This window comes from Microbispora sp. H10949, from assembly GCF_014161435.1.
Lineage (GTDB): Bacteria > Actinomycetota > Actinomycetes > Streptosporangiales > Streptosporangiaceae > Microbispora > Microbispora triticiradicis.
This window is the reverse complement of sequence record NZ_JABBWZ010000006.1, coordinates 398,043-423,000: the sequence shown is the minus strand read 5'-3', so window position 1 is coordinate 423,000 and position 24,958 is coordinate 398,043. Positions and strand designations below refer to the sequence as shown.

The following is a 24,958-nucleotide window of genomic DNA, read 5'->3' as shown; positions in this document are numbered from 1 at the left end:
CGCCGCTCCGTAACCGTTGACGTTTGTTGGGGCGCTAGTCAAACTAATCCCGGAAGATCGCACGAGGAGACACCCCCGCCCCGACGATCGGAAGGCCGGTAATGGTGCGCAAGGTCCTGGCCGTGCTCGCGGCACTGCTCGTCCTCCTGCCGGTGCCGCTCCAGGGCCCGGCCGCGGCCGCCCCGGCGGCGCCCCGGGTCACCTACGACCACTACTCGCTCATGATCGACGGCCGGAGGGTCGTCGTGCAGGCCGCCGAGATCCACTACTTCCGGCTGCCGAGCCCCGGCCTGTGGCGGGACGTGCTGGAGAAGATCAGGGCCGGCGGGTTCAACGCCGTCTCCGTCTACTTCGACTGGGCCTACCACTCCCCCAAGCCGGGCGTGTACGACTTCACCGGCGTGCGCGACGTCGACCGCTTCCTGCGCACGGCCGAGCGGGCGGGCCTGTACGTCGTCGCCCGCCCCGGGCCGTACATCAACGCGGAGACCACCGGCGGCGGGTTCCCCGGATGGCTGAAGAACGTGCCCGGCCGGGGCCGCAGCAGCGACGCCGGGTTCACCCAGGCGTACCGCGACTGGCTCCACCACATCAACCCGATCATCGCGAGGCACCAGGTGGGCCGCGGCGGGTCGGTGATCCTCTACAATGCGGAGAACGAGTACGCCGCCAACACCGACGCGGCCTACATGCAGGACATCCAGGACCAGGCGCGGGCGGACGGCATCGACGTGCCGATCACCACGAACGACTGCTGCGACGCCGCCGACTGGAGCTCCACCTGGGCCGAGGGGCCGGGCGCCGTGCAGATCCCCGGCGTGGACGACTATCCGCAGTCCTTCGACTGCGCCAACGCCGAGACGGTGTGGGGCCCGTGGGGCGAGGGGGTCACCGAGAGGCTCCGCGACGACGCCCCGGTGTTCGCCGCCGAGTACCAGGCGGGGGCCATCGACCTGAACAACGCGGGCTACGACCGGTGCCGGGACCTGACCGGCCCGGCGTACATGAAGTTCTTCTACAAGTCCAACCTGCTGGTGAGCGGCGCGACGCTGTTCAACTACTACATGGGATTCGGCGGCACCAACTGGGGCTTCCTCGCCCAGCCCAACGACGTCTACACGTCGTACGACTACGGCGCGGCCGTGAACGAGGCCCGGCAGCCGACGGCGAAGTACGACGAGTTCAAGCGGCAGGGCTACTTCCTGCAGGCCGTCGCCCCGCTGGCGAAGACGGACCCCGCGGCGGCTCCCGGGACCGACAACCCGGCCATCGGGATCGTCGCCCGGGCGAACCCGGACACCGGCACCCGGTTCGCGCTCGTCCGGCACGCCGACCGCGCCGCCACGACCACCGACGCGGCCACGCTCTCGTGGACCGTCCCGGACGGCACGTACGCCCTGCCCGTGCAGGTCAGGGGCCGCGACGCGCACGTCCTGGTCGGCGCGTACGACCTGGGCGGCCAGCGCCTGGCGGCGTCCAGCTCGGAGATCATGACCCACGCCTTCGCCGGCGGCCGGGACGTCGCGGTGCTGTACGGCACGGCCGGCTCCCCGGGCGCGACGATCCTGCGTTACTCCACCAGGCCGCAGGTGAAGGTGCTGGAGGGCGACGTCCGCTGGGCGTTCGACGGCGGCGACCTCCGCCTGGACTACACGCATCAGGGCCTCGCCCGCGTGCTGGTCTCGGGCGGCGGGCGGCGGCCGCTGCTGCTCCTGCTGGGCACCGACGAGACCGCCGCGACGTTCTGGCGGGCGGACACCGACGCCGCACCGGTGCTGGTGCGGGGCACGTCCCTCGTCCGGGCCGCCGCCGTCGAGGGCGGTGCCGTACGGCTCACCGCCGACACCGCCCGGGAGGGCGAAGTGGAGGTGTTCGCCGACGCGCGGGCCTCCCGGCTGCGCCTGGCCGGTGACCCGGGCGACACGGACGTGCGCGTCACCCGGACGCCGAGCGGATCGCTGCTCGGCCGGGTGCCCGGACCCCGCGAGGCCGCGCGCCTGCCCGCGCTCACCGGGTGGCGCGTCCACGACGAGGCGCCGGAGGCCGCGCCCGGGTTCGACGACTCGTCCTGGCCGACGGCCGACAAGACCACGACCGAGAGCCCGATGAAGCCGAAGGCCGGGCCCGTGCTGTACGCCGACGACTACGGCTTCCACTACGGCGACGTCTGGTATCGCGGCCGCTTCACCGCGACGGGCGCGGAGACCTCCGTGGCGTTGAACGCGATCACCGGGAGGCGCGGGCGCTACCTCGTCTGGCTCGACGGGCGCTACCTCGGCTCGGCCGCGGGCGGCACCCAGGCCGACGTCGACGCGGCGAACCCCGAGCCGGGGCCGGGCCGCTTCGCGGTCCCCGCGGGCCTGCTGAAGCCCGGGCGCACCGCCACGCTGGCGGTCCTGGTGCAGAACATGGGCCACAACGACGACTGGACGGCCGACGACAACCGGTTCAAGCAGCCGCGCGGCCTGGTCGCCGCCGCGGTGGAGGGGGCGGCGGCGATCGCCTGGAAGATCCAGGGCGCCCGCGGCGGCGAGGACCTCGCCGACCCGGTGCGCGGGCCGCTCAACACCGGCGGCCTGTACGGCGAGCGCTCCGGCTGGCACCTGCCCGGCTACCCCGACCGCGCCTGGAAGGAGATCGCCGCCCCGGCCGGACGGCCGCTCGCGCCCGGCGTCACGTGGTACCGCACCGGCTTCCGGCTCGACCTCCCCGAGGGCCAGGACGTCTCCGTGGGCCTGCGCTTCGGCGGCGCCGTCCCGGCGGCCTCCCGGACGCTGATCTACCTCAACGGCTGGAACGTCGGCCAGTACGGCGGCGACATCGGGCCGCAGAAGGAGTTCGTGCTGCCCGCCGGACTGCTGCGCGAGCACGGTCACAACACGCTCGCCCTGGCCGTCACCTCCACCGCGGCCGCCGGCGGCGGGCCCGGCCCGATCGGCCTGTTCGCGTACGGAGCCGTGCGCGGCGGGGTGCCCGTCCCGGACGTCCCTGGGCCGTCGTACCCGCTCGCCCGCTGAGCGCCACGGCAGTGGCGGGCCGCCCGCGTACCGATTCCTGGCCGGTACGCGGGCGGCTCTTTTCGTCCCGGACCCCGCACCGGACCCCACGTGAGGGAGCATTCCGGACAGTTGTATAAGCTTCCTATGTAATTTCCGGTCCCTGGAGGAACCCCGTGTCCACCGTCCCGAACGCCGGTCCCGGCGAGGACTTCCCCGCGGTCGCCGCCGTGCTGGACGACCTCGCGGTGCTCGCCGTACGGCGGCTGTCCGCGCAGGGCGACCTCAGCCTCACGGCCGCGGCCACCCTGTCGTACCTGGACCGCAACGGCCCCGAGCGGCTGAGCGTCCTCGCCTCGCGGCAGTCCGTCACCCAGCCGTCGATGACCCAGCTCGTGCGGCGCCTGGAGCGCGAAGGGCTGGTGCACCGGGCGGCCGACGACCTCGACGGCCGCGCGGTGCGGGTCGCCGTCACCGACGCCGGCCGCGCGCTGCTCGCCGAGCGGCGCCGCCTGCGCCGGGAGCGGCTCACCGAGCTGCTCGGCACGCTCTCCCCCGGTGAGCTGCGCGACCTGACGCGGATCGCCGGCGAGTTCCTCCCCCTGCTCCGCCGCCTGCTCCAGAGCGAGGCCGGCGAGTAGGGACCAGGGCGCTCCCCCTCGCTACTCCCAGGAGGTCCGGTGAGCTCTGCTCATGCCCCCGTAACTCATGCCCCCGTAGCGCATGCCACCGTCGCCAGCCCCTTCAAGCAGCCGAAGGCGGTCTGGGCCGTCGCCTTCGCCTGCGTGATCTCGTTCATGGGGATCGGGCTGGTGGACCCGATCCTGCCCGCCCTCAGCTCGAAGCTGCACGCCACGCCCAGCCAGGTCTCGCTGCTGTTCACCAGCTATCTGGTGGTGACCGCGGTGGCCATGCTGATCACCGGATGGGTCTCCAGCCGGATCGGCGCCAAGCGCACGCTCATCGCCGGTCTTGCCCTGATCGTGGTGTTCGCCGCGCTCGCCGGCGCGTCCGGGAGCATCGGCGGCATCGTCGGCTTCCGGGCCGGCTGGGGCCTCGGCAACGCGCTGTTCATCGCCACCTCCCTCGCGGTCATCGTCGCCTCCGGCAGCGGCGGCTTCGCCGGGGCGATCATCCTGTACGAGACCGCGCTCGGCGTCGGCATCGCGGTCGGCCCGCTGCTCGGCGGGACCCTGGGCGGCATCAGCTGGCGCGGCCCGTTCTACGGCGTCGCGGTGCTGATGGCGATCGCCCTGGTCGCCACCGTCACCCTGGTGCAACGCACCCCCGCCCCCGCGCGGAAGACCGGCGTGGCCGAGCCGCTGAAGGCGCTGCGCCACCGCGGCCTGCTCATCCTGGGGCTGACCGCCCTCTGCTACAACTGGGGCTTCTTCACCGTCCTGGGCTACGCGCCGTACCCGATGGAGCTGAACGAGCACCAGCTCGGCCTCGTCTTCACCGGCTGGGGGATCCTGGTCGCCGTCTTCTCCGTCTTCGGGGCGCCGCGCCTGCAGGCGCGGTTCGGCATCGCCCGCACGCTCTACGCCAACCTCGTGCTGTTCAGCCTCGACATCCTGGTGATCGCGCTGTTCACCTCGAACCGGGTCGTGGTGATCTGCGGGGTGATCGTCGCGGGCGTCTTCATCGGCGTCAACAACACGGTCACCACGCAGGCGGTCATGACCGTCTCGCCGGTGGAGCGGCCGATCGCCTCCGCCTCCTACGGGTTCATCCGCTTCATCGGCGGCGGTCTCGCGCCCTTCGTCGCGGGCCGGCTCGCCGAGCACTTCGACAGTCAGCACGCGCCGTTCTACCTGGGGGCCGCCGCCGTGCTCCTCGGCGCGGTGATCCTCACCGCCGCGCACCGGCAGCTCGGCGAGGCCGAGCGCGCCCAGGCCGCGGAGCTCGCCGCGGCCGGCCCCGCCACCGCCCGGCGGGAGAGGCTGGAGGAGTCGGCCCTGGCCGAGGATCTCGGCTCGGCCACCTGAGCCCGCCGGGTCAGAACCGGGCGACCAGGGCCGGGGTGAGCGCGGCGGGCCCGGCGCAGCCGGACAGGGCCAGGGTGAGATCGGTCTCCGCCAGCACGCAGCGGAGCACGTGCTCCACGCCCGCCTGGCCGTCCAGGCCCAGCCCGTACGCGTACGGCCGGCCCAGCAGCACGGTCCTGGCGCCGAGCGCGAGGGCCTTGACGACGTCGTCCCCGCCGCGGACGCCGCCGTCGAAGAGCACCGTGAGCCGGTCGGCGACCGCGTCGGCGACGGCCGGCAGCGCGTCGGCCGCCCCGATCGAGCCGTTGACCTGGCGCCCGCCGTGGTTGGACACGACCACCCCGTCCATCCCCGCGTCGGCGGCCAGCCGGGCGTCGTCGGGATGGAGGATGCCCTTCAGCACGATCGGACCGTCCCAGTGCTCGCGCAGCAGGGCGAGGTCCGGCCACGTCTTGCCGGGGTCGCCGAACAGTCCCACGAAGTGCAGGACGGCGGCCTCCGGGTCCTCGTGCACCGGCCGCGCGAGCCCGGCCTGGAACGCCGGGTCGGTGAAGTAGTTGGCGGTGCCGACGCCGCGCAGGAACGGCAGGTACGCCTGGTCGAGATCGCGCGGGCGCCAGGCCAGCAGCGGCGTGTCGAGGGTGACGACGAGCACGCTGAACCCCGACGCCTTGGCCCGGGCGAGGAAGCTGAGGGTGACCTCGCGGTCGCGGCCCCAGTAGAGCTGGAACCACCGCTCGCCGTCCCCCATGGCCGCGGCGACCTCCTCCATCGGCGTGCTGGAGGCCGACGACAGCACGAAGGGCACGCCCAGCGCCGCCGCGGCGCGGGCGGCGGCCGGTTCGGCGTCCGGGTGCATGATCGACAGTACGCCGATCGGCGCGAGCGCCAGCGGCGCGGGCAGTCTCCGGCCGAGCACGGTCACCGACAGGTCGCGCCCGCGCACGTCGCGCAGCATCCGCGGCACGATGCGCCAGCGGTCCAGCGCCTCGCGGTTGGCCCGCTCGGTGCGCCCGCCGCCCGCGCTGCCGGCCACGTAACCCACCGGCCCGGGACCCAGGCGCCGCTCGGCCATCTCCTCCAGCCGGTTCAGATCCGTGGGCAGGCGCGGCACGACGCCCGCCATGCCGTTGAGGTAGATCTCGTACTGGAAGTCCGCCCAGCTCACCGCGCCTCCATTCCTCCAGATCACTGCCGTACGGCACGCTACCGGAACCGATGCGTTGATAGAGGGACGGAAGGGGTCAACGGGGTTCGCGCGCGCCGCACCCGGATGACGCTTCTTTGCTGTGATTGTGCGGAGCTCCTACCAAGGAGCGGCGGCGGCAGGGGCACACCCTGGAGAGCGACCGCGGTGCGGCGGTTCGTCGACAGCGTCGCGACGGGCGTCCCCGCGCGTCCGTGTCCCGCGAAGGGTCGCACCCGAGCGTACGCGGGGCCACCGACGATCACGCCCACCCGTCCGTACGCGATCGGCCAAAGGGTGATCATGCCGGGTTACTTATCTCGAACAGCGCAGGCCGACGCCTCGCGGGCCCTGCCCGGGAGGTCGCCCGGACGCCTGCACCACGTCTTCGAATCCCGTTGCGACCTGACGCCGTCGGCGACGGCCCTGGAGTGCGGGCGGCTGAGCTGGACCTACGCCGCGCTCGACGCGCGGGCGAACCGGCTCGCGCACCTCCTGCGCGACATGGGGGCCGGACGCGGTTCCCGGGTGGCGCTCCTGCTGCCGCGGTCGCCGGACACCTACCTGGCGCTGCTCGCGGTGGGCAAGGCGGGGGCGGCGTTCGTGCCGCTCGACCCGCAGTCGCCCCCGGACCGAACCGGCTACATCCTCGGCGACGCCGGCGTCGACCTCGTGCTCACCACGTCCGGGCGGGCTCCGGAGGTCAGGGCGCCGGGCCGCCGCGTGCTCGCCCTCGACGCCTCCGCGGACCTGATCGCGTCGGCGCCCGCCACCCGTCCGTGCCCCGGACCGCTCAACGGCGCGGCGGACGACGACCCGGCCGCGTACGTCATGTACACCTCCGGGTCTAGCGGGCGCCCGAAGGGCGTCGAGGTGGCCCAGTCGAGCATCTGCAACTTCCTCCGAGTGGTGCCGGAGCTGTACGGCGTGCGGCCGGACGACCGCGTCTACCAGGGGATGTCCATCTCCTTCGACTTCTCCGTCGAGGAGATCTGGCCGACCTGGTCGGCCGGCGCGGCCCTCGTCGCGGGACCGGCCGGCTCCCGGCAGCTCGGCGCGGAACTGGCGGACTTCCTGGACCAGCACGGAATCACGATCCTGTACTGCGTCCCGACGCTGCTCGCGACGATCCCGCGTGACGTGCCGTCCCTGCGCACCATCCTCGTCGGGGGCGAGCCCTGCCCGGCGCCGCTGGTGGAGCGGTGGAGCCGGCCGGGGCGACGGATGCTCAACACGTACGGGCCGACCGAGGCGACGGTCACCGCGACCTGCGCCGAACTGCTGCCGGGACGGCCGGTCACCATCGGCAGGCCGTTGCCCACCTACACCGTCGTGCTGCTCGACGAACGGCGCGAGCCGGTGCCGGACGGCGAGGTCGGCGAGATCTGCATCGGCGGTCCCGGCGTCGCCCGCGGCTACGTCGGCCGTCCCGCCCTGACCGCCGACCGCTTCGTCGAGCACCCGCTGGCGCCCCCCGGCGGCAGGTTGTACCGCACGGGGGACCTCGGCCGGGTGACCGCGACCGGGGAGCTCGAATACCTCGGCCGCTCCGACGCCGAGGTGAAGATCCGCGGGCACCGGGTGGACCTGGGCGAGATCGAGAACGTGCTGCTGGAGGACGCCGGCGTCGCCGAGGCCGTGGCCGCCCTGATGCCCGCGCCGGGCGTGGACGGACCGGACGGGGAACTGGCCGCCTACGTCGTGCCCGCGAACGGCCACGACGACGCGCTCACCGGGAGGCTGCGCGATCGCCTGAGCCGCCGCCTGCCGGCCTACATGGTGCCGTCGTTCCTGGACGTCGTGGCCGCCCTGCCCACCATGCCGAGCGGCAAGGTGGACCGCGGGCGGCTGCCGCGGCCGAGCGGCCGCCGTCTGGTCGGCTCCGGGCCGGTGGCGCCCGCCGAGGGCGCACTGGAGACACGGCTGCGCGCCGCGTGGGCGGAGGAGTTCGGGCTCGACCCCGAGTCGCTGTCGGTCGAGGCGGACTTCTTCACCGACCTCGGCGGCCACTCCCTGCTGGCCGCACGCATCGTGTCGCTCCTGCGGACGAGCGAGATCGGCGCGGGGCTCGCGGTGCGCGACCTCTACGCGAACCCGACCGTACGCCGCCTCGCCGCGCACCTCTCCGCGAACGGAGGCCGCGGGGGCGGACGCGCGCCGGCCTCCCGTCCCCGCCCGAGGCCGCTGCGGCACGGCGGCCGGGCGGTCGCGGCCGCCGGGGCGGCGCAGAGCGTGGTCGTCTACCTGCTGCTCCTCATGGTCACGTTGCCGGTCTCCGTCACGCTGTACGCCTGGACCACGCCCCACGGCGGCCCGCTCCCCGGCGGCCGCAGGACGCAGGAGGGCTGGCTGCTCCTCCCCGGAACGGGGACCGACCTGGTCGGCGCGCTGGCGCTGGCCGCGGCGGCCGCGTACCTCTGGGTGCGCTGGCTGCTGCCCGTGCTGCTGGTGCGGCCGCTGTCGGGCGGCGTCCGGCCGGGTCGTCACCCGCTGTGGGGCGCGACCTACCTGCGGCTGTGGGCGACGAACCTGCTGCTGTCCCTGTCTCCGCTGCGGACGCTGAGCGGCTCGCCCATGATGGCCCCCTACCTGCGGCTGCTCGGCGCGAAGGTCGGGCCCGCAACCGCCGTCGCGACCGCCGACGTCAACCTCCCGGCGATGCTGCGGATCGGCGAGGGCGCCTCAATCGGCTACCGCGCCTCGCTGCACGCCTGGCTGGTGGAGGACGGGTGGGTGGTCGTCGCCCCGGTGGAGGTCGGGCCGCACGCGTTCGTCGGGAACGGCGCCGTGCTCGGGCCGGGCGCACGGGTCGCCGGCCACGCCGCGCTCGGCGACCAGTCGGCCCTGGCGCACGGCGAGACGGTGCCACGGGGAGGGCGCTGGGCCGGATCGCCGCCGAATCCCGTGGAGTCCGTGGGGCCGGCCGTCGAGGCGATGCTGCGCGCCCCCGCCGGCGCAGGGAGCTGGAAGGCCCGCCACGTGGCCGCCGCCGTGGCCGGCCTCGTCTGCATCGAGGCGATCCTGCTGGCCACGATCATGCCGAGCGTCCTGGTCATCTGGACGGTCGTGGCCGCCTGGGGCCCGCCGGCCGCTCCGGTCGCCGTCCTCCTTGCGGGCCCGCTGTTCGTGGCCGTCGTCTGCGCGGTGGTGGCCGCCGGCAAACGGCTCGTGCTGCCGAAGGCGCCGGCCGGCATCCATCCGGCGCATTCCTGCCTCGGCGTGCGCAAGTGGGCCGTGGACAAGCTCCTGGAGTCCAGCCTGACGCTGACCAACTCGCTGTATGGCACGCTGTACACCTCGCCGTGGCTGCGGCTGCTCGGCGCGCGGGTCGGCCGCCGGGCCGAGGTGTCGACTGCCGCGCAGCTCGACCCCGATCTCCTCACGCTGCGCGAGGAGAGCTTCGTCGCCGACATGGCGGGCGTCGGCGCGGCCAGCTTCGCCCGTGGCCGGATCGCCCTGCGTCCCACCGAGGTCGGCAGGCGCGCGTTCGTCGGCAACGCCGCGGTCGTCCCGGCCGGGACGCGGATGGGGCCGGGCTCGCTGGTGGGCGTCAGCACCGTCCCGCCGCCGGACGGCGTGCCGGAGGGCACCTCGTGGCTGGGCTCGCCCGCGATGCACCTTCCCGTACGGCAGGACAGCGGCGCGTTTCCGGAAGACCAGACGTTCCGGCCGCCGCGCCTGCTGGTGCTGCACCGCCTGGGCGTCGAGTTCTTCCGCGCCACGCTCCCGGCGATGCTGTTCGGCGCCGCGCTCTACCTCCACCTCCTGGGCGTGCACGCGCTCGCCCGCCTCCTGCCCCTGCCCATGGTGGCGGCCGCGGCACCGCTCGTCGCCGGCGCCGCGTCGCTGGGCGTGATCGGTTGCTGCGTCGCGTTCAAACGCCGCCTCATCGGCGCGTACCGGCCGAGAGTGGAGCCGTTGTGGAGCAGGTTCGTCCGGCGCACCGAGTTCGTCACCGGGCTGTGGGAGGCCGCCGCGGTGCCCGCCGGGGTCGCCCTCCTGGCCGGAACCCCCTTCCTGCCGGCCGTGCTGCGGTGGTTCGGGGCCCGCATCGGCAGGCGCGCCTGGATCGCGACCACCTATCTGACCGAGTTCGACCTGGTGGAGGTGGGCGACGACGTCGCGATCGGGCCGGGGGTGTCGCTGCAGACCCACCTGTTCGAGGACCGGGTCATGAAGATGTCGGCCGTCACGGTCCGGTCCGGCTCCAGCGTCGGCGCCCGTTCCGTGGTGCTCTACGACTCGGTGGTGGGCGAGGACGTCTCGCTCGGCGCCCTGTCGTTGCTGATGAAGGGCGAGCGGCTCACCCCCGGGACGAGCTGGCGCGGCATCCCGGCGCAGGCCGCCGCCGGGGACACGTGAGCGCGATGGGCGAGCGACAGTGGATCGGGTGAGGGTCTGATGGGATTCGACGGCATTCTCGGCGCCGTACGGCGCGCCTTCCGCTCCGAGCCGGCCCCGCTGCGGCCTTCCGGACAGCCGCTCGCGCTCGTCTACCGGGGCCCGGCCTCGGTTCCCGGGTGCTCCGAGGCGGTCGCCGGGCTGCTTGAGGCGAGCCGCTGGGGCTTCGACGTGCGCTACACGGGCCCGCACGAGAAGGTGCCGCTCACGGCGGAGTCGCTGTCCCTGGCCGCGGTGTACGCCCAGCCGGGCGGCGGAGACCTGTCCCGGGGTTACCGGCACCTCAAACGGCACCGCGGCGCGCTGCGCGACTACGTCGCCGGAGGCGGCCGGTACCTCGGCTTCTGCCTGGGCGGCTATCTCGCCGGCGCCACTCCCGGTTTCGCCCTGCTGCCGGGCGACACCGACCAGTACATCGCCACGCCGGGCGCCACCGTGGACGACGAGGAGGACACCCTCGTCGACGTGCGATGGCGCGGCCGGGAGCGCAGCGTCTTCTTCCAGGACGGCCCCTGCTTCCTGCTGGAGCCGGGCAACCGGGCCACCGTCCTGGCCACCTATCCCAACGGCGCCGTCGCCGCCCTCGTCACCCCGTACGGCGAGGGCAGGGTCGCCGTCGTCGGCCCGCACCCGGAGGCGACCGACGACTGGTTCGCCGACGCCGATCTGCCGGTGCGGCGGGCGCAGGACCTCGGCCTCGATCTGGTGAACGAGGTGATGGCCGACACCTGAGGTACTTTCGCGTCTTATGTGAAGAATGTGATGAATTACCGCTTTTTCCGGAAAATCCCCATTATGGGGACATGGTGCGTAAATTAGCCGCCCTGGCCGCCAGTGTCATGATGATCGCGTCCCCGGCCGCTCCCGCCGCCGCGGAGCCGGGCGCGTTCCTTCCCGGCGCGCCGGGGATCGGCGATCCGTACTATCCCCTGCAGGGAAACGGCGGCTACGACGTCGGCCACTACGATCTGCGGCTCCGGTTCGACCCCGGCGACCGCACCGCGGACGCCACCGCGACGATCACCGCGACCGCCACCCACAACCTGTCCCGGTTCGACCTCGACTTCTCGGGACCGGAGGTCAAGAGCGTGACGGTGGACGGCGCCCGCGCCGGCTTCCGCCGCGACGGCCAGGAACTGGTGATCACTCCGGCCGCCGGGCTGAAGGCCGGGAACACCTTCACGGTCGCGGTCTCCTACGCCGGGAAGCTCACGGCGGTCTCGGACGACACCGGCCAGCAGGGGTGGATCAACACCAAGGACGGCGCGTTCGTAGCGTCCCAGCCGGACGGCGCGCGCAGCTGGTTCCCGGCCAACGACAGCCCGGCGGACAAGGCCACCTTCAGCTTCCGGGTGTCCGCGCCCGAGGAGCTGACCGTCCTGGCCAACGGCGAGCGCGCGAGCGCGGACGAGGCGGCCGGCTCCGACGGCTACCGGACCGTGCGGTGGGAGATGCGGCAGCCGATGGCGCCCTACCTCGCCATGCTCGCCATCGGCCGTTTCGAGGTCAGTGAGGGAACCGTCGACGGCATACCGAACGTGACGGCGTACGACCCGGCGCTGGCGGAGAAGTCGAAGCGCCTGCACGATCTCACGGCGGAGGCGGTCAGGTGGGAGTCGTCGCTCTTCGGCCCCTACCCGTTCTCCTCCACCGGCGGGGTCGCGGACGGCCGCGGCTCCGTGACGGCGCTGGAGACGCAGGGCCGGCCCGTCTACAGCGGCGGCCCGACCGACGACTCCGAGATCGTGCACGAGCTGGCCCACCAGTGGTTCGGCGACAGCGTCGGGGTGCGGAGCTGGCGGGACATCTGGCTCAACGAGGGCTTCGCGAAGTACACGGAATGGCTCTACGAGGAGCAGCACGACGGGCCGTCCGCCAGGGACACCTTCGACCGGCTCTACCGGAAGGACGGCGCCTTCTGGCGCCTGAAGACCGGTGACCCCGGCCAGGCGCACATGTTCGACGAGAACGCGATCTACCTGCGCGGCGCGATGACGGTGCACGCCCTCCGGGAGAAGATCGGCGACAAGGTGTTCTTCGCCCTGCTGAAGACCTGGGCGCAGGAGCACAGGTACGGCACGGTGACCACGGCCGACTTCGTCGCCCTCGCGGAGAGGCTGAGCGGGCAGAAGCTCGGCCCCTTCTTCGACGCGTGGCTCTACCAGGCGAAGAAGCCGCCGCAGTCGGTGTTCCGCTCGGCACCGGCGGAATGAGACGGGTTTGCCCTGTTCATGCGGGGGGAAGGAGACGCGGCCACGGGAGGGGCGAGGTGAGCGGACTACCGACGATCAAGAGCCTGGACGAGCTGACCGAGCTGGTCGAACGCCGGCCCGGCCTCTACCTGCGGTACTCGAAGGGGCCGGACGCCGACGAGGGCAAGCCCAGCGTCGACTACGAGAGCGGCCTGGAGCTGCCCGGGCTGTCGGTGACCGTGCTCGACGCCGAGCACTGGTGGACGAGATCGACGCACGACTGGCTGGCCCGCCAGATGTGCAAGTACACACATCTGGCCGAGCAGGACGTGGAGCGGCACGCGTGGGTGCTGACCGGCCGGGTGGCGGGGCGGGGCCCCGACCACGAGCCGCTCATCGACCACGTCGAGCCGGTGGCGTGGATCGACGACGCGGTGATCGAGCAGGCCCGCGAACACTACGAGAGGGCGTTCGACGCCGGCCGCGACTCCACGGGCTGAGCCCCTCCGCGCCAGATCTCTCCGGGCCCCTTCCGGCCGTCCCGCGTCTTCCCTGGTCTCCCGGGGGGGGATACGGCGTTCGCACCCTGCGAGATGTACCATTCGCGCGGCCGCGGGGCGACGCGCCCGGCGGTGCTTTATATGCTTTCTTTTCCTGGTCAGACGGGATCGCGAGGGTGGACATGGTCGAGAGAGCTGGCACCGTCAAGCGCGCGAGAACATCCCGCGCCGCCGGCGGCGATCCGGAACTGGATCTGCGGGAACTCCTGGCGGGCCTGACCGCCGTACGGGACGGAGACTTCGGCACCCGGCTGCCGGAGGACGGCGACGGGCTGCTGCAGGAGATAGCGACCGTCTTCAACGGCATGGTCGACCAGCTCTCCCTCTTCACCTCCGAGGTGACCCGGGTGGCGCGGGAGGTCGGCACCGAGGGCCAACTTGGCGGCCAGGCCGAGGTGCCGGCGGTCTCCGGCACCTGGAAGGACCTCACCGACTCGGTGAACGCGATGGCGGGCAACCTCACCAGCCAGGTCCGCTCCATCGCCGAGGTCACCACCGCCGTCGCCAAGGGCGACCTCTCCCAGAAGATCACCGTCGACGCCCGCGGCGAGATCCTCGAACTCAAGAACACCGTCAACACCATGGTCGACCAGCTCTCGTCCTTCGCCGACGAGGTCACCCGCGTCGCCCGCGAGGTCGGCACCGAGGGCCAGCTCGGCGGCCAGGCGCAGGTCCCCGGCGTGGCCGGGACCTGGCGCGACCTCACCGACTCGGTGAACTTCATGGCCGGCAACCTCACCAGCCAGGTCCGCTCCATCGCCGAGGTCACCACCGCCGTCGCCAAGGGCGACCTCTCCCAGAAGATCACCGTCGACGCCCGCGGCGAGATCCTCGAACTCAAGAACACCGTCAACACCATGGTCGACCAGCTCTCGTCCTTCGCCGACGAGGTCACCCGCGTCGCCCGCGAGGTCGGCACCGAAGGCCAGCTCGGCGGCCAGGCCGACGTGAAGGGCGTCTCCGGCACCTGGCGCGACCTCACCGACTCCGTGAACTTCATGGCCGGCAACCTCACCAGCCAGGTCCGCAACATCTCCCAGGTCGCCACCGCCGTCGCCAAGGGCGACCTCTCCCAGAAGATCACCGTCGAGGCCAAGGGCGAGGTCGCCGCGCTCGCCCAGACCATCAACACCATGGTCGACACCCTCAGCGCCTTCGCCGACGAGGTCACCCGCGTCGCCCGCGAGGTCGGCACCGAAGGCCGCCTCGGCGGCCAGGCCGACGTGAAGGGCGTCTCCGGCACCTGGAAGGCGCTGACCGAGTCGGTGAACGTCATGGCCGACAACCTCACCGACCAGGTGCGGTCCATCGCCCAGGTCACCACGGCGGTCGCCCGCGGCGACCTGTCGCAGAAGATCCGCGTGGACGCCCGGGGCGAGATCCTGGAGCTCAAGGAGACCATCAACACGATGGTCGACCAGCTCTCGTCCTTCGCCGACGAGGTCACCCGGGTGTCCCGGGAGGTCGGCACCGAAGGCCGCCTGGGCGGCCAGGCGACCGTACGCGGGGTGTCGGGCACCTGGAAGGACCTCACCGACTCGGTGAACGTCATGGCGTCCAACCTCACCAGCCAGGTGCGGTCCATCGCCCAGGTCGCCACCGCCGTCGCCAAGGGCGACCTCTCCCAGAAGATCACCGTCGAGGCCAAGGGCGAGGTCGCCGCGCTCGCCCAGACCATCAACACCATGGTCGACACCCTCAGCGCCTTCGCCGACGAGGTCACCCGCGTCGCCCGCGAGGTCGGCACCGAAGGCCAGCTCGGCGGCCAGGCCCGGGTGCCCAACGTGGCGGGCACCTGGAAGGACCTCACCGACAACGTGAACTCGATGGCCGACAACCTGACCAACCAGGTGCGGTCCATCGCCCAGGTCACGACGGCGGTCGCCCAGGGCGACCTGACCAAGAAGATCGACGTCGACGCCCGGGGCGAGATCCTGGAGCTCAAGACGACCATCAACACGATGGTCGACCAGCTCTCGTCCTTCGCCGCCGAGGTCACCCGCGTCGCCCGCGAGGTGGGCAGCGAGGGACGGCTGGGCGGCCAGGCCGAGGTCGAGGGCGTGTCGGGCACCTGGAAGCGGCTGACCGAGAACGTCAACGAGCTGGCCGGCAACCTCACCCGCCAGGTGCGCGCGATCGCCGAGGTCACCAGCGCCGTGACCTCCGGCGACCTCACCCGGTCCATCACGGTGGACGCGGAGGGCGAGCTCGCCGACCTCAAGGACAACGTCAACTCCATGGTGGAGTCGCTGCGCGAGTCGACCCGGGCCAACCAGGAGCAGGACTGGCTCAAGACCAACCTGGCCCGCATCTCCGGGCTCATGCAGGGCCACCGCGACCTGTCGGCGGTGGCCGAGCTGGTCATGAACGAGCTGGCGCCGCTGGTCAACGCGCAGCACGGCACGTTCCTGCTGGCGGAGGAGACCCCGGCGGGCGCGGAGCTGGGGGTGGTCGGCTGCTACGGCCACCGTGAGATCTCCCGCCGCCACGCGTTCGGGGAGTCCCTCGTCGGCCAGGCCGCGCAGGCCAGGCGGACGATCCTGGTGGAAGAGGTCCCGCCGGCCTACCTGACGGTCTCGTCCAGCCTCGGGCAGGCCGGTCCGGCCAGCCTCGTCGTGCTGCCGATCGTGGTGGAGGACCAGGTTCTCGGCGTGATCGAGCTGGCCAGCCTGGGCCGGTTCTCCACGGCCCACCGCGACTTCCTGGAGCAGCTCGTCGAGACGATCGGCGTCAACGTCAACACGATCGTGGCCAACGCCCGCACCGACGCGCTGCTCGCCGAGTCGCAGCGGCTCGCCACCGAGCTGCAGGTGCGGCAGGAGGAGCTGCAGCGCTCGAACGCCGAACTGGAGGAGAAGGCGGAGCTGCTGGCCCAGCAGAACCGCGACATCGAGACCAAGAACACCGAGATCGAGCAGGCCCGTCAGGAGCTGGAGGACCGCGCCCAGCAGCTCGCGCTGGCCTCGAAGTACAAGAGCGAGTTCCTCGCCAACATGAGCCACGAGCTGCGCACCCCGCTCAACTCGCTGCTCATCCTGGCCCAGCTCCTCGCGCAGAACCCCACCCGCAACCTCACGCCCAAGCAGGTGGAGTACGCGAACGTCATCCACTCGGCCGGCACCGACCTGCTGCAGCTCATCAACGACATCCTCGATCTGTCGAAGATCGAGGCCGGCAAGATGGACATCACGCCGGAGCCGGTCAGCCTGCGTCAGCTCCTCGACTACGTGGAGGCCAACTTCCGGCCGCTGACCACCCAGAAGGGCCTGCGCTTCGGCGTCACCGTCGCCTCCGGCGTCCCGGCCCGCCTGATGACCGACGAGCAGCGGCTGCGGCAGGTGCTGCGCAACCTGCTGTCGAACGCGGTCAAGTTCACCGAGGCGGGCTCGGTCGAGCTCCGCATCGAACGCGCGCCCGGCGCGGACCTGCCGGGCGCCGCCGGGCAGGAGGTCCTCGCCTTCCACGTGGTGGACACCGGCATCGGCATCGCCCCGGAGAACCTCTCGCAGATCTTCGACGCCTTCCAGCAGGCCGACGGCACGACCAGCCGCAAGTACGGCGGCACCGGCCTCGGCCTGTCGATCAGCCGGGAGATCGCCACCCTGCTCGGCGGCGAGATCCACGCGACGAGCGCGCTGGGCGAGGGCAGCACGTTCACCCTCTATCTCCCGCTGACCCACTTCGCCGCCCAGAACCTGGCGGACCGGGACGAGCCGGAGGCCGGCGTGCCGGAACCGGAGCGGACTCAGGTCTCCCCGGTGACGACGGCCGGCGCCGTCGCGGCCGTCCTGGGCGCCGGACCCGACCGCAGGAACGGCGAGAAGGCAGGCGAGAACGGGGACGGCAGGAGCGACGGCGGGGCGCGCCGCCGTCTACTGGTCGTCGAGGCCAGGCCGGGCGGCCTGCTGTCGATGCTGGCGCAGAGCGTCGCGGCGGACCTGCGCGACACCCACGGATCCGTACAGGTGTCGACCGCGAACGACCCGGACTCGGCGCTGTCGCTGCTGCTCCGGGAGAGCGTGCACTGCATCGTCCTCGACCTCGGCATGCCTCACGACATCGTGGCGGACTTCCTGAGGGGCCTGGACCGCGACGCCTCCCTGCGGACGCTGCCGGTGCTCGCGCACCACTCGCGCAAGCTGTCGCGTCCGCAGGAGGACCTGCTCCAGGTGCGCTCCCGCAACCAGCCGCTGGAGCGCCTGCCCAGCCTGGACGAGCTGCGTGAGCGGATCACGCTGCACCTGTCGGCGAACGAGCCCGGCGACGTGCTGCCGCTCGTGCAGCAGCCGCCCGCCGAGGAGGGCGCGCACGAGACCGGGAAGGTCGACAGCGCGCTGGTCGGCCGCAAGGTCCTGGTGGTGGACGACGACGTGCGCAACGTCTTCGCCCTCACCACGATCCTCGAACTGCACGGCATGCAGGTGCTGTACGCGGAGAACGGCCGCAAGGGCATCGACGTGCTGATGCGCAACGACGACGTGGACCTGGTGCTGATGGACATCATGATGCCGGAGATGGACGGCTACGCCGCCACCGCCGCCATCCGGTCCATGCCACGCTTCGCCAAGCTGCCGATCATCGCGGTGACCGCCAAGGCGATGCACGGCGACCGGGAGAAGACGTTGTCGTCGGGCGCGAGCGACTACGTCACCAAGCCCGTCGACGCCGAGGAGCTCATCGTCTGCATGCAGCACTGGCTGGACCTGCCCGGCAACGGCGCCCGCGCGGATTCCGGCGAGGACCCCGGCAGCGGCTCCGGTAGCAGTTCCGGCGACGGTACCGGCGACGGCTCCGGCTCCGGCGCTCAGGCCTGACCGGCGCGGTCGCGGGCGGTCCGGCCCTGCCGGGCCGCCACCGGGCGCGTGCGCAGGTCCTCCAGCACCGCCCGGGCGGCCCGCCGTCCGGAGACCAGGGCGCTCTGGATGGACCCGGTGTCGCGGTGGTCGCCGCAGACTCGCCGCGCCCCCGGACCCTCGGCCGGCACCCGCACCGGGCGGCGCAGCGGCATCGGGGGCGGCATCGCGGGCAGGGCCGCCTCGATCGCGTAGGTGGCGACGTGCTCCCACGACGAGGTGTCGCCGTAGATCCGCGCCAGCCGGTCCCGCACCCGGGGCTCGTCCCGGTCGCCGTGCACGCCGAGGACCGAGGTGGAGATCAGCGCGCGGCCGTCGGACGAGTACTCGGGGGCGGCGTCGGTGACCACGATCGTGTCGGTGATCACGCCTTCCGCGTCCACGATCTGCGTCGGCTCCCAGAGCGGCGACGCGGGAGCGGCGTGGTAGAAGGTCGTCACCGACCGCATCGCGGGCACCGGCAGGCCGGGCAGGAGCCGTCCCGCCGTGGCCGGGTCGGCCGCGACCACGACGGCGGACGCCTCCATCTCGCCCCCGCCGCCGAGGGCGACGCCGGTGGGGGTCAGCGCGCCGACGGGGGTCTCCAGGCGGACCGCGTCCGGCGGGAGGCGGCCGGCGAGCTGCTCGGGGATCCGCCCCATGCCGAGGGCCGGCAGGCCGATGACGCCCCGCACGAAGGACCGCCAGAGCAGGTGGAAGATCCGGCCGGAGGTCTCCAGCTCCCGCTCCAGGACCACCCTCGACAGGAAGGGCCGGAACAGGTTCTCGACGACCTCCGGGGACGCGCCCCAGTGCCGCAGTTCCTCCTCGGTGGTGCGGCGCTCGGCACCGCCCCGCCTCCGTACGAGGGAGCCGGGCAGCAGCAGGTCGCGGGTGGTCACCGCGGCGAGCACGGCCTTGTCCACCGGTGTGCCCACCCGGGCGAACAGACCGCTGAGCGCCTGGCGCGGATGCCGCCACGGCAGCGTCACCCGCTCGTGCCGCCCGTCCCGGAAGACGATCACCCCCGAGGTGAACGGACGCAGGCGCAGCGCCGGGATGTCGAGGACCCGGGCGGCCTCCGGATAGCCGGTGTTGAAGACCTGGAACCCGCGGTCGAGCCGGAAGCCGTCCACGATGTCGGTGCGGATCCGGCCGCCCACGCCGTCCGAGGCCTCCAGGACCCGGACCGCCACCCCCGCCCTGTGCAGATGGACGGCACAGGCCAGACCCGCGAGTCCCGCGCCGACGACGATCACCGTGGCAGGCTGTGGCATGGACCGCTCCTCCTCTTGCCGTGACGTGCCGTACGTCTACGCATCGGTATTCGAGCCCGGCGGAGGCCGCGGATGCAGCCGGCGGCCGGTCGGGTCTGTGCACGTTCCCAGCGCGGCCGTGCCCCGGAGGTGAAATTTTCAGTGATCATCACCGGCCGGCGTGGCGGGGACGACCGGCGCGGGCCCGGCCGCGAGCGCTCTCACCTGCTCGGGCGGCCGTCCGGGAACGTGGCGGGCGGCTGCGTCCACATGGGTGAATCGGGGGTGTTTGACCACTGCGCCCGTTTCGCGTTGTGATGACGCGGCACCCGGCATGGCGCCGTCGCGTCGGCGGTGCGTCCCGGACGCCGTCGCGGCCCTGCCGGCACCACCGGCACCCTCGTCTGGAGTTTGGATGACCACACGACGAAGATTCGCGTCGATCGCCGCCGTGGCCTCGGCCGCCGCCCTCGCGGGAGCCGGGGCGCTGCCCGCCCTCCCCGCGTCGGCGGCGGCGGGCTGCCGGGTCGACTATCAGGTGACGAACCAGTGGCAGGGCGGGTTCGGCACCTCCGTGACGATCACCAACCTCGGCGACGCCGTCAACGGCTGGACGCTCACCTGGACGTACACCGCGGGACAGACGGTGACGCAGGCGTGGAACGCGACGGTCACCCAGAGCGGCGCGCAGGTGACCGCGAAGGACGCCGGCTACAACGGGTCGATCCCCACCGGCGGGACGGCGTCGTTCGGCTTCAACGGCTCGTGGAACGACTCCGCCAACCCCGTGCCCGCGAGCTTCTCGCTCAACGACACCACCTGCACCGGCGGGGTCACGAGCAGCCCCAGCGCGAGTCCCAGCGCGTCACCCAGCCCCAGCACCTCGCCCAGCCCCAGCGCCAGCCCGACGCGGTCGCCCAGCGCGTCGCCCAGCCCGTCCCCGAGCCCGTCGGCGAGCCCCACGACCATCCCGGCCGGGGCGCGGCAGATGGAGAACCTCAACCGCGGCCTGATCAGTGTGCGGTCCGGCAGCGGCAACCTGGTCTCCTGGCGGCTGCTCGGCACCGAGAACGTCGGCACGGGGTTCAACGTCTACCGGGGATCGACCAGGCTGAACTCCTCACCGATCACCAACTCCACGAACTACCTCGACTCAGGCGCCGCCGCCGACGCGTCGTACACGGTGCGGGCCGTGGTGAACGGCGCCGAGCAGGCGTCGTCGGAAACGTCGCTGCGCTTCACCGGCGGTGACCACCTCGACGTGCCCATCCAGCCGCCGTCCGGCGGCACGACGCCCGACGGGGTCTCCTACACCTACAGCGCCAACGACGCGAGCGTGGGCGACCTCGACGGCGACGGCCAGTACGAGATCGTGCTGAAGTGGGACCCGTCCAACGCCAAGGACAACTCCCAGTCCGGGTACACCGGCAACGTCTTCGTCGACGCGTACCGGCTCAACGGCTCCCGCCTGTGGCGGATCGACCTCGGCCGCAACATCCGCGCGGGCGCGCACTACACGCAGTTCCAGGTGTACGACTACGACGGCGACGGCAGGGCCGAGGTGGCGATGAAGACCGCCGACGGCACCAAGGACGGCACCGGGAGGGTCATCGGCAGTTCCTCGGCCGACTACCGCAACTCCTCCGGCTACGTCCTGTCCGGGCCGGAGTACCTGACGATGTTCAACGGCCAGACCGGCGCCGCCCTGTCCACCGTGAACTACGACCCGCCGCGCGGGACGGTCTCCTCCTGGGGCGACTCCTACGGCAACCGGGTGGACCGCTTCCTCGCCGCCACCGCCTACCTCGACGGCGCCCGCCCGTCGCTGATCATGTCGCGCGGCTACTACACCCGTACGGTCATCGCGGCGTGGGACTTCCGCAACGGCTCCCTGACCAAGCGGTGGACGTTCGACTCCAACTCCAGCGGCAGCCAGTACACCGGCCAGGGCAACCACAACCTGGCGGTGGCCGACGTGGACGGCGACGGCAGGGACGAGATCGTCTTCGGCGCGATGGCGGTCAACGACAACGGCGCGCCGCTGTGGAACACGGGCAACGGGCACGGCGACGCGCTGCACGTCGGCGACCTCGACCCGTCGCGGGCCGGGCTGGAGGTGTTCAAGGTCGACGAGGACACCAGCAAGCCCGCGGCGTGGATGGCCGACGCCCGCACCGGATCGATCATCTGGACCAACGGCTCCTGCGGCTGCGACAACGGGCGCGGCGTCTCCGGCGACATCTGGTCCGGCAGCCCGGGCGCCGAGTCGTGGTCGTCCGCCGTCTCCGGCGTCTACAACACCAGGGGACAGAACGTCGGCCGCAAGCCCGGCTCGACGAACTTCCTCGTGTGGTGGGACGCCGACCCGGTGCGCGAGCTGCTCGACGCCACCCACATCGACAAGTACGGCACCGGTGGCGACACCCGGCTGCTGACGGCGAGCGGGGTCCACTCCAACAACGGCACCAAGTCGACCCCGTCGCTGTCGGCCGACCTGTTCGGCGACTGGCGCGAGGAGGTCGTCTGGCCGACGAGCGACAACACCGCCCTGCGGATCTACAGCACGACCACCGCGACCACCCGGCAGATCCACACCCTCATGCACGACCCGACGTACCGGCTGGCGATCGCCTGGCAGAACACCGCCTACAACCAGCCGCCCCACCCGGGCTTCTTCCTCGGCGATGGCATGGCGACCCCCGCCAGGCCGAACATCTATCTGAGGTGATCCACCGGCGGCGGCCGCGGACCCACCTGACGAGGTCCGCGGCCGGCGCCGCGCCGAGCGCGCCGGCGCTCAGCCCGGGACCGTCAGGCACAGACCGAGCTGGGCGTACAGCTCCAACTGGTCGAAATACTCCCGATGGCTCTTGATCTTGCCGTCCTCGACGAAGGACGCGCAGGTGCCGCGGAAGGTGACCGGGCGACCGGTCCCCTGCAGTTCGCACCCGTTCGGCAGCAGGATGGGCCCGAGGTGCGTGCCCGTGGCCGTCCACTCCACTATCAGGGGCGCCTCGCAGGTGACGGCTTCGTACCACGCGAAGAGGTGGAAGTCGGGGAAGCTCTTGAAGATCTGCTCGTACATCCACCTGATCTGCTCGAGTCCCTCCGCCACACCGAAGGGCGAGACGAGGACGGCGTCCGGGCTGAAGATCTCGAGCACGCCCTCCAGATCATGTTCGTTGAGCGCGACGGTTAGCTGGCGCTTCACAGCCCATGGGTCGGACATGACGACTGTCCCTCGACGGTCGGTACGCAACGCTGGCCACCAACCTTAGCCAGAGGCCGGTCAAGCGCCGCTTTCGATCAGGTCGGCGGAGCACCACGAGCGGGTTCTGATTCCCACACGGTTCGCGCGATATACGCACAGCGGTCCCCGCGGCGTCCCGCTGACCGTGCGTCGCGGCCTCCAGGCCCTCCGCCACCGCGTGACCTGTGCCTTTGTGGGTAGGCCCTGTCACAGGGACGAGGGGAGGCAGGATGCGATCGTCGATCAGTCTCGGCCGCATCGGCGGGGTCCCGGTCGGGCTCAACGTCAGCGTTCTCGTGATCGTCGTGATCCTGGTCGTCGGGCTGGCCTTCGGGCGGTTCCCGATCGCCTTCCCCGGCCTGCCGACCGCGGCGTACGTGCTGGCCGCGCTGGTGTCGGCCGTGCTCTTCCTGGCCTCGCTGCTCGCGCACGAGCTCGCCCACGCCATCGTCGCGCGCCGGCACGACGTGGAGGTCACCGGCATCACGCTCTGGCTGCTCGGCGGTGTGGCCCAGCTCCGCGGCGAGCCCCGCTCCCCCGGCGCGGACCTCAGGATCGCCGGGGTCGGCCCGCTCACCAGCGTCGTGCTCGGCGGCCTCTTCGTCCTCGTGACGTGGGGGGTCTCCGCCGTTGGCGGGCCCGCGCTGGTCAGCGGGATGTTCGGCTACCTCGCCGCGGTGAACGTGCTGCTGGCGGTGTTCAACCTGATCCCCGCCGCGCCGCTGGACGGCGGCCGGGTGCTCCGCGCCTTCCTGTGGGCGCGCTGGGGCGACCGCCTCCGGGCCGCCGTCGCCGCCGCCCGGGCGGGCCGGATGTTCGGCTACACGCTGATCGTTCTGGGGTTCCTCAACCTCGTCTCCGGGCTCGGCTTCCAGGGGCTCTGGCTGGCCCTCATCGGCCTCTTCCTGGTCAACGCCGCCAGCGCGGAGGAGCAGCAGACGCAGATCGACGCCGCGCTGCACGGGATCAAGGTGGCGGAGGTCATGTCCCGGCACCCCATCACGGCCCATCCGGGCGAGACGGTGGCCGGGCTGATCGACCGGCTCGTGCTCCGTCATCACCTGTCCACCTATCCGCTCGTCGACGACGACGGCCGGTTCGCGGGCCTGGTGACGCTGGGCCGCGTCCGGGCCGTCGACCCCGGCCGCAGGGAGGTCACGCCGCTCCGGGAGATCGCCTGCCCGCCGCCGGACGTGCCGTCGGCCCGGCCGGACGACCTCCTCACCGAACTGCTCCAGCGGATGAGCGGCTCCGCCGACGGCCGGGCGGTGGTGCTGGACGACGGCCGGATCGTCGGCCTGGTGACGCCCAGCGACATCAGCCGGACCATCCAGACCGTGGACCTGCGGGCGCGCGAGCCGTACCGGACCCCGCGCGGCGCCGACCTCGCCCCGCACGCTCCCGAGGGACCGCCCGCGGGCGGTCCCACCTCCGGTGGCCCCTCCTCCAGCGGCACGATCCGGTCCGCCGGCCGCCGCGACGCGGCCTGAGAACCGGCCGCCAGGGGTTCTTCTCCGGCCGCCCTGCCCGACCGCGTCGAGGCGTGGGTCAGGGTGGCCGCGCCGGCCCGAACCGGAAAGCCGGTGGCAAGCCGTGTTGAAACGGAGACCAGGGGTAGGCGACCCGTGCGACCGGATCGGACAAAGCGGTCGTAACTATAAGGCAGTCCCTCAAGGAGGTGGGGAAATGACGATCGTCGACGACACGGCGGTCGAACGGCGGCGGCTGCGGTTCGAGCGGGACGCGCTGCCGTACATCGGCCAGATCTACGCCGGGGCCCTACGGCTCGCCCGCAACCCCACCGACGCCGAGGACCTCGTGCAGGACGTCTACATGCGGGCGTTCAGCAACTTCCACCAGTTCCGCGAGGGCACGAACCTCCGGGCCTGGCTGTACCGCATCCTGACGAACACCTACATCAACACCTACCGGCGCCAGCAGCGCCAGCCGCAGCGGGCCGTGACGGAGGACGTGGAGGACTGGCAGCTCGCCGAGGCGGCCTCGCACACCTCGACGGGTCTGAAATCCGCCGAGGTGGAGGCGCTGGAGAGCCTGCCCGACTCCAGGGTGAAGCAGGCGCTCCAGGAACTGCAGGAGGACTTCCGGATGGCCGTCTACCTCGCCGACGTGGAGGGCTTCGCCTACAAGGAGATCGCGGAGATCATGGACGTCCCCATCGGCACGGTGATGTCGCGCCTGCACCGGGGACGCCGCCAACTGCGGGCGAAGCTGGAGGACTACGCCGCCGAGCTCGGGTTCGTCCGCTCCGCGAGGACCACCTGACAAGGCGTCGAACC

At 72.4% G+C, this 24,958-nt stretch carries 14 protein-coding genes; 11 read left to right on the top strand and 3 right to left on the bottom strand.

The window, feature by feature from the left end:
* Positions 1-101: 101 nt before the first annotated feature.
* The 3 genes from HHX40_RS18360 (at position 102) to HHX40_RS18350 (ending at position 4,984) form a co-directional block, all read left to right on the top strand.
* Positions 102-3,017, top strand: a complete 2,916-nt coding sequence (locus HHX40_RS18360) for a beta-galactosidase (protein ID WP_182881535.1) — start codon at positions 102-104, stop codon at positions 3,015-3,017.
* 155 nt (positions 3,018-3,172) lie between these two features.
* Positions 3,173-3,637, top strand: coding sequence for a MarR family winged helix-turn-helix transcriptional regulator (locus HHX40_RS18355; RefSeq protein WP_182881534.1), 465 nt, complete (start codon positions 3,173-3,175; stop codon positions 3,635-3,637).
* Positions 3,638-3,676: 39 nt separating this feature from the next.
* Positions 3,677-4,984, top strand: coding sequence for an MFS transporter (locus HHX40_RS18350; protein ID WP_310738172.1), 1,308 nt, complete (start codon positions 3,677-3,679; stop codon positions 4,982-4,984).
* A 10-nt stretch (positions 4,985-4,994) separates the two neighbouring features.
* Here HHX40_RS18350 and HHX40_RS18345 read toward each other — a convergent pair whose 3' ends face one another.
* Positions 4,995-6,152 carry a lactate 2-monooxygenase gene (locus HHX40_RS18345; RefSeq protein ID WP_310738171.1) on the bottom strand — a complete coding sequence of 386 codons (1,158 nt, stop codon included), beginning with the start codon at positions 6,150-6,152 and terminating at the stop codon, positions 4,995-4,997.
* A 321-nt stretch (positions 6,153-6,473) separates the two neighbouring features.
* Here HHX40_RS18345 and HHX40_RS18340 point away from each other — a divergent pair, with 321 nt between their 5' ends.
* The 5 genes from HHX40_RS18340 to HHX40_RS18320 all read left to right on the top strand — a co-directional run bounded on the left by HHX40_RS18340 (position 6,474) and on the right by HHX40_RS18320 (position 18,137).
* Positions 6,474-10,532, top strand: coding sequence for a Pls/PosA family non-ribosomal peptide synthetase (locus tag HHX40_RS18340; protein ID WP_182881533.1), 4,059 nt, complete (start codon positions 6,474-6,476; stop codon positions 10,530-10,532).
* Between the two features lie 39 nt (positions 10,533-10,571).
* Positions 10,572-11,303 carry a BPL-N domain-containing protein gene (locus HHX40_RS18335; protein WP_182881532.1) on the top strand — a complete coding sequence of 244 codons (732 nt, stop codon included), beginning with the start codon at positions 10,572-10,574 and terminating at the stop codon, positions 11,301-11,303.
* A 71-nt stretch (positions 11,304-11,374) separates the two neighbouring features.
* Positions 11,375-12,784, top strand: coding sequence for a M1 family metallopeptidase (locus HHX40_RS18330; RefSeq protein ID WP_182881531.1), 1,410 nt, complete (start codon positions 11,375-11,377; stop codon positions 12,782-12,784).
* Positions 12,785-12,840: 56 nt separating this feature from the next.
* Positions 12,841-13,263, top strand: a complete 423-nt coding sequence (locus HHX40_RS18325; protein WP_182881530.1) for a DUF6098 family protein — start codon at positions 12,841-12,843, stop codon at positions 13,261-13,263.
* 182 nt (positions 13,264-13,445) lie between these two features.
* Positions 13,446-18,137 carry a HAMP domain-containing protein gene (locus tag HHX40_RS18320; protein ID WP_220499247.1) on the top strand — a complete coding sequence of 1,564 codons (4,692 nt, stop codon included), beginning with the start codon at positions 13,446-13,448 and terminating at the stop codon, positions 18,135-18,137.
* Here HHX40_RS18320 and HHX40_RS18315 read toward each other — a convergent pair.
* Positions 18,128-19,432: an NAD(P)/FAD-dependent oxidoreductase gene (locus HHX40_RS18315; RefSeq protein WP_182881529.1), complete on the bottom strand. Its 1,305-nt coding sequence runs from the start codon at positions 19,430-19,432 to the stop codon at positions 18,128-18,130. The genes HHX40_RS18320 and HHX40_RS18315 overlap by 10 nt on opposite strands.
* A gap of 394 nt (positions 19,433-19,826) precedes the next feature.
* Between HHX40_RS18315 and HHX40_RS18310 the strand changes: the two genes are divergently transcribed.
* On the top strand, positions 19,827-22,139 hold the full coding sequence (locus HHX40_RS18310; RefSeq protein ID WP_182881528.1) for a cellulose binding domain-containing protein: 2,313 nt from the start codon (positions 19,827-19,829) through the stop codon (positions 22,137-22,139).
* Positions 22,140-22,208: 69 nt separating this feature from the next.
* Here the strand turns inward: HHX40_RS18310 and HHX40_RS18305 are convergent, their stop codons facing one another.
* Positions 22,209-22,640, bottom strand: coding sequence for an ester cyclase (locus HHX40_RS18305; RefSeq protein WP_182881527.1), 432 nt, complete (start codon positions 22,638-22,640; stop codon positions 22,209-22,211).
* Between the two features lie 251 nt (positions 22,641-22,891).
* Between HHX40_RS18305 and HHX40_RS18300 the strand changes: the two genes are divergently transcribed.
* Both HHX40_RS18300 and HHX40_RS18295 read left to right on the top strand, forming a co-directional pair.
* Positions 22,892-24,151, top strand: a complete 1,260-nt coding sequence (locus tag HHX40_RS18300) for a site-2 protease family protein (protein ID WP_182881526.1) — start codon at positions 22,892-22,894, stop codon at positions 24,149-24,151.
* A gap of 196 nt (positions 24,152-24,347) precedes the next feature.
* Entirely contained in the window at positions 24,348-24,944 is a 597-nt protein-coding gene (locus tag HHX40_RS18295; RefSeq protein ID WP_111697297.1) for a sigma-70 family RNA polymerase sigma factor, read from the top strand.
* Positions 24,945-24,958: the final 14 nt, after the last annotated feature.

Bases quoted from the DNA above. Each gene is read 5' to 3' on its own strand.
- HHX40_RS18360 (WP_182881535.1), top strand. From the start codon at position 102: ATGGTGCGCAAGGTCCTGGCCGTGCTCGCGGCACTGCTCGTCCTCCTG.
- HHX40_RS18340 (WP_182881533.1), top strand. From the start codon at position 6,474: ATGCCGGGTTACTTATCTCGAACAGCGCAGGCCGACGCCTCGCGGGCC.
- HHX40_RS18335 (WP_182881532.1), top strand. From the start codon at position 10,572: ATGGGATTCGACGGCATTCTCGGCGCCGTACGGCGCGCCTTCCGCTCC.
- HHX40_RS18330 (WP_182881531.1), top strand. From the start codon at position 11,375: ATGGTGCGTAAATTAGCCGCCCTGGCCGCCAGTGTCATGATGATCGCG.
- HHX40_RS18320 (WP_220499247.1), top strand. From the start codon at position 13,446: ATGGTCGAGAGAGCTGGCACCGTCAAGCGCGCGAGAACATCCCGCGCC.
- HHX40_RS18315 (WP_182881529.1), bottom strand. From the start codon at position 19,432: ATGCCACAGCCTGCCACGGTGATCGTCGTCGGCGCGGGACTCGCGGGT.
- HHX40_RS18310 (WP_182881528.1), top strand. From the start codon at position 19,827: ATGACCACACGACGAAGATTCGCGTCGATCGCCGCCGTGGCCTCGGCC.
- HHX40_RS18305 (WP_182881527.1), bottom strand. From the start codon at position 22,640: ATGTCCGACCCATGGGCTGTGAAGCGCCAGCTAACCGTCGCGCTCAAC.
- HHX40_RS18300 (WP_182881526.1), top strand. From the start codon at position 22,892: ATGCGATCGTCGATCAGTCTCGGCCGCATCGGCGGGGTCCCGGTCGGG.
- HHX40_RS18295 (WP_111697297.1), top strand. From the start codon at position 24,348: ATGACGATCGTCGACGACACGGCGGTCGAACGGCGGCGGCTGCGGTTC.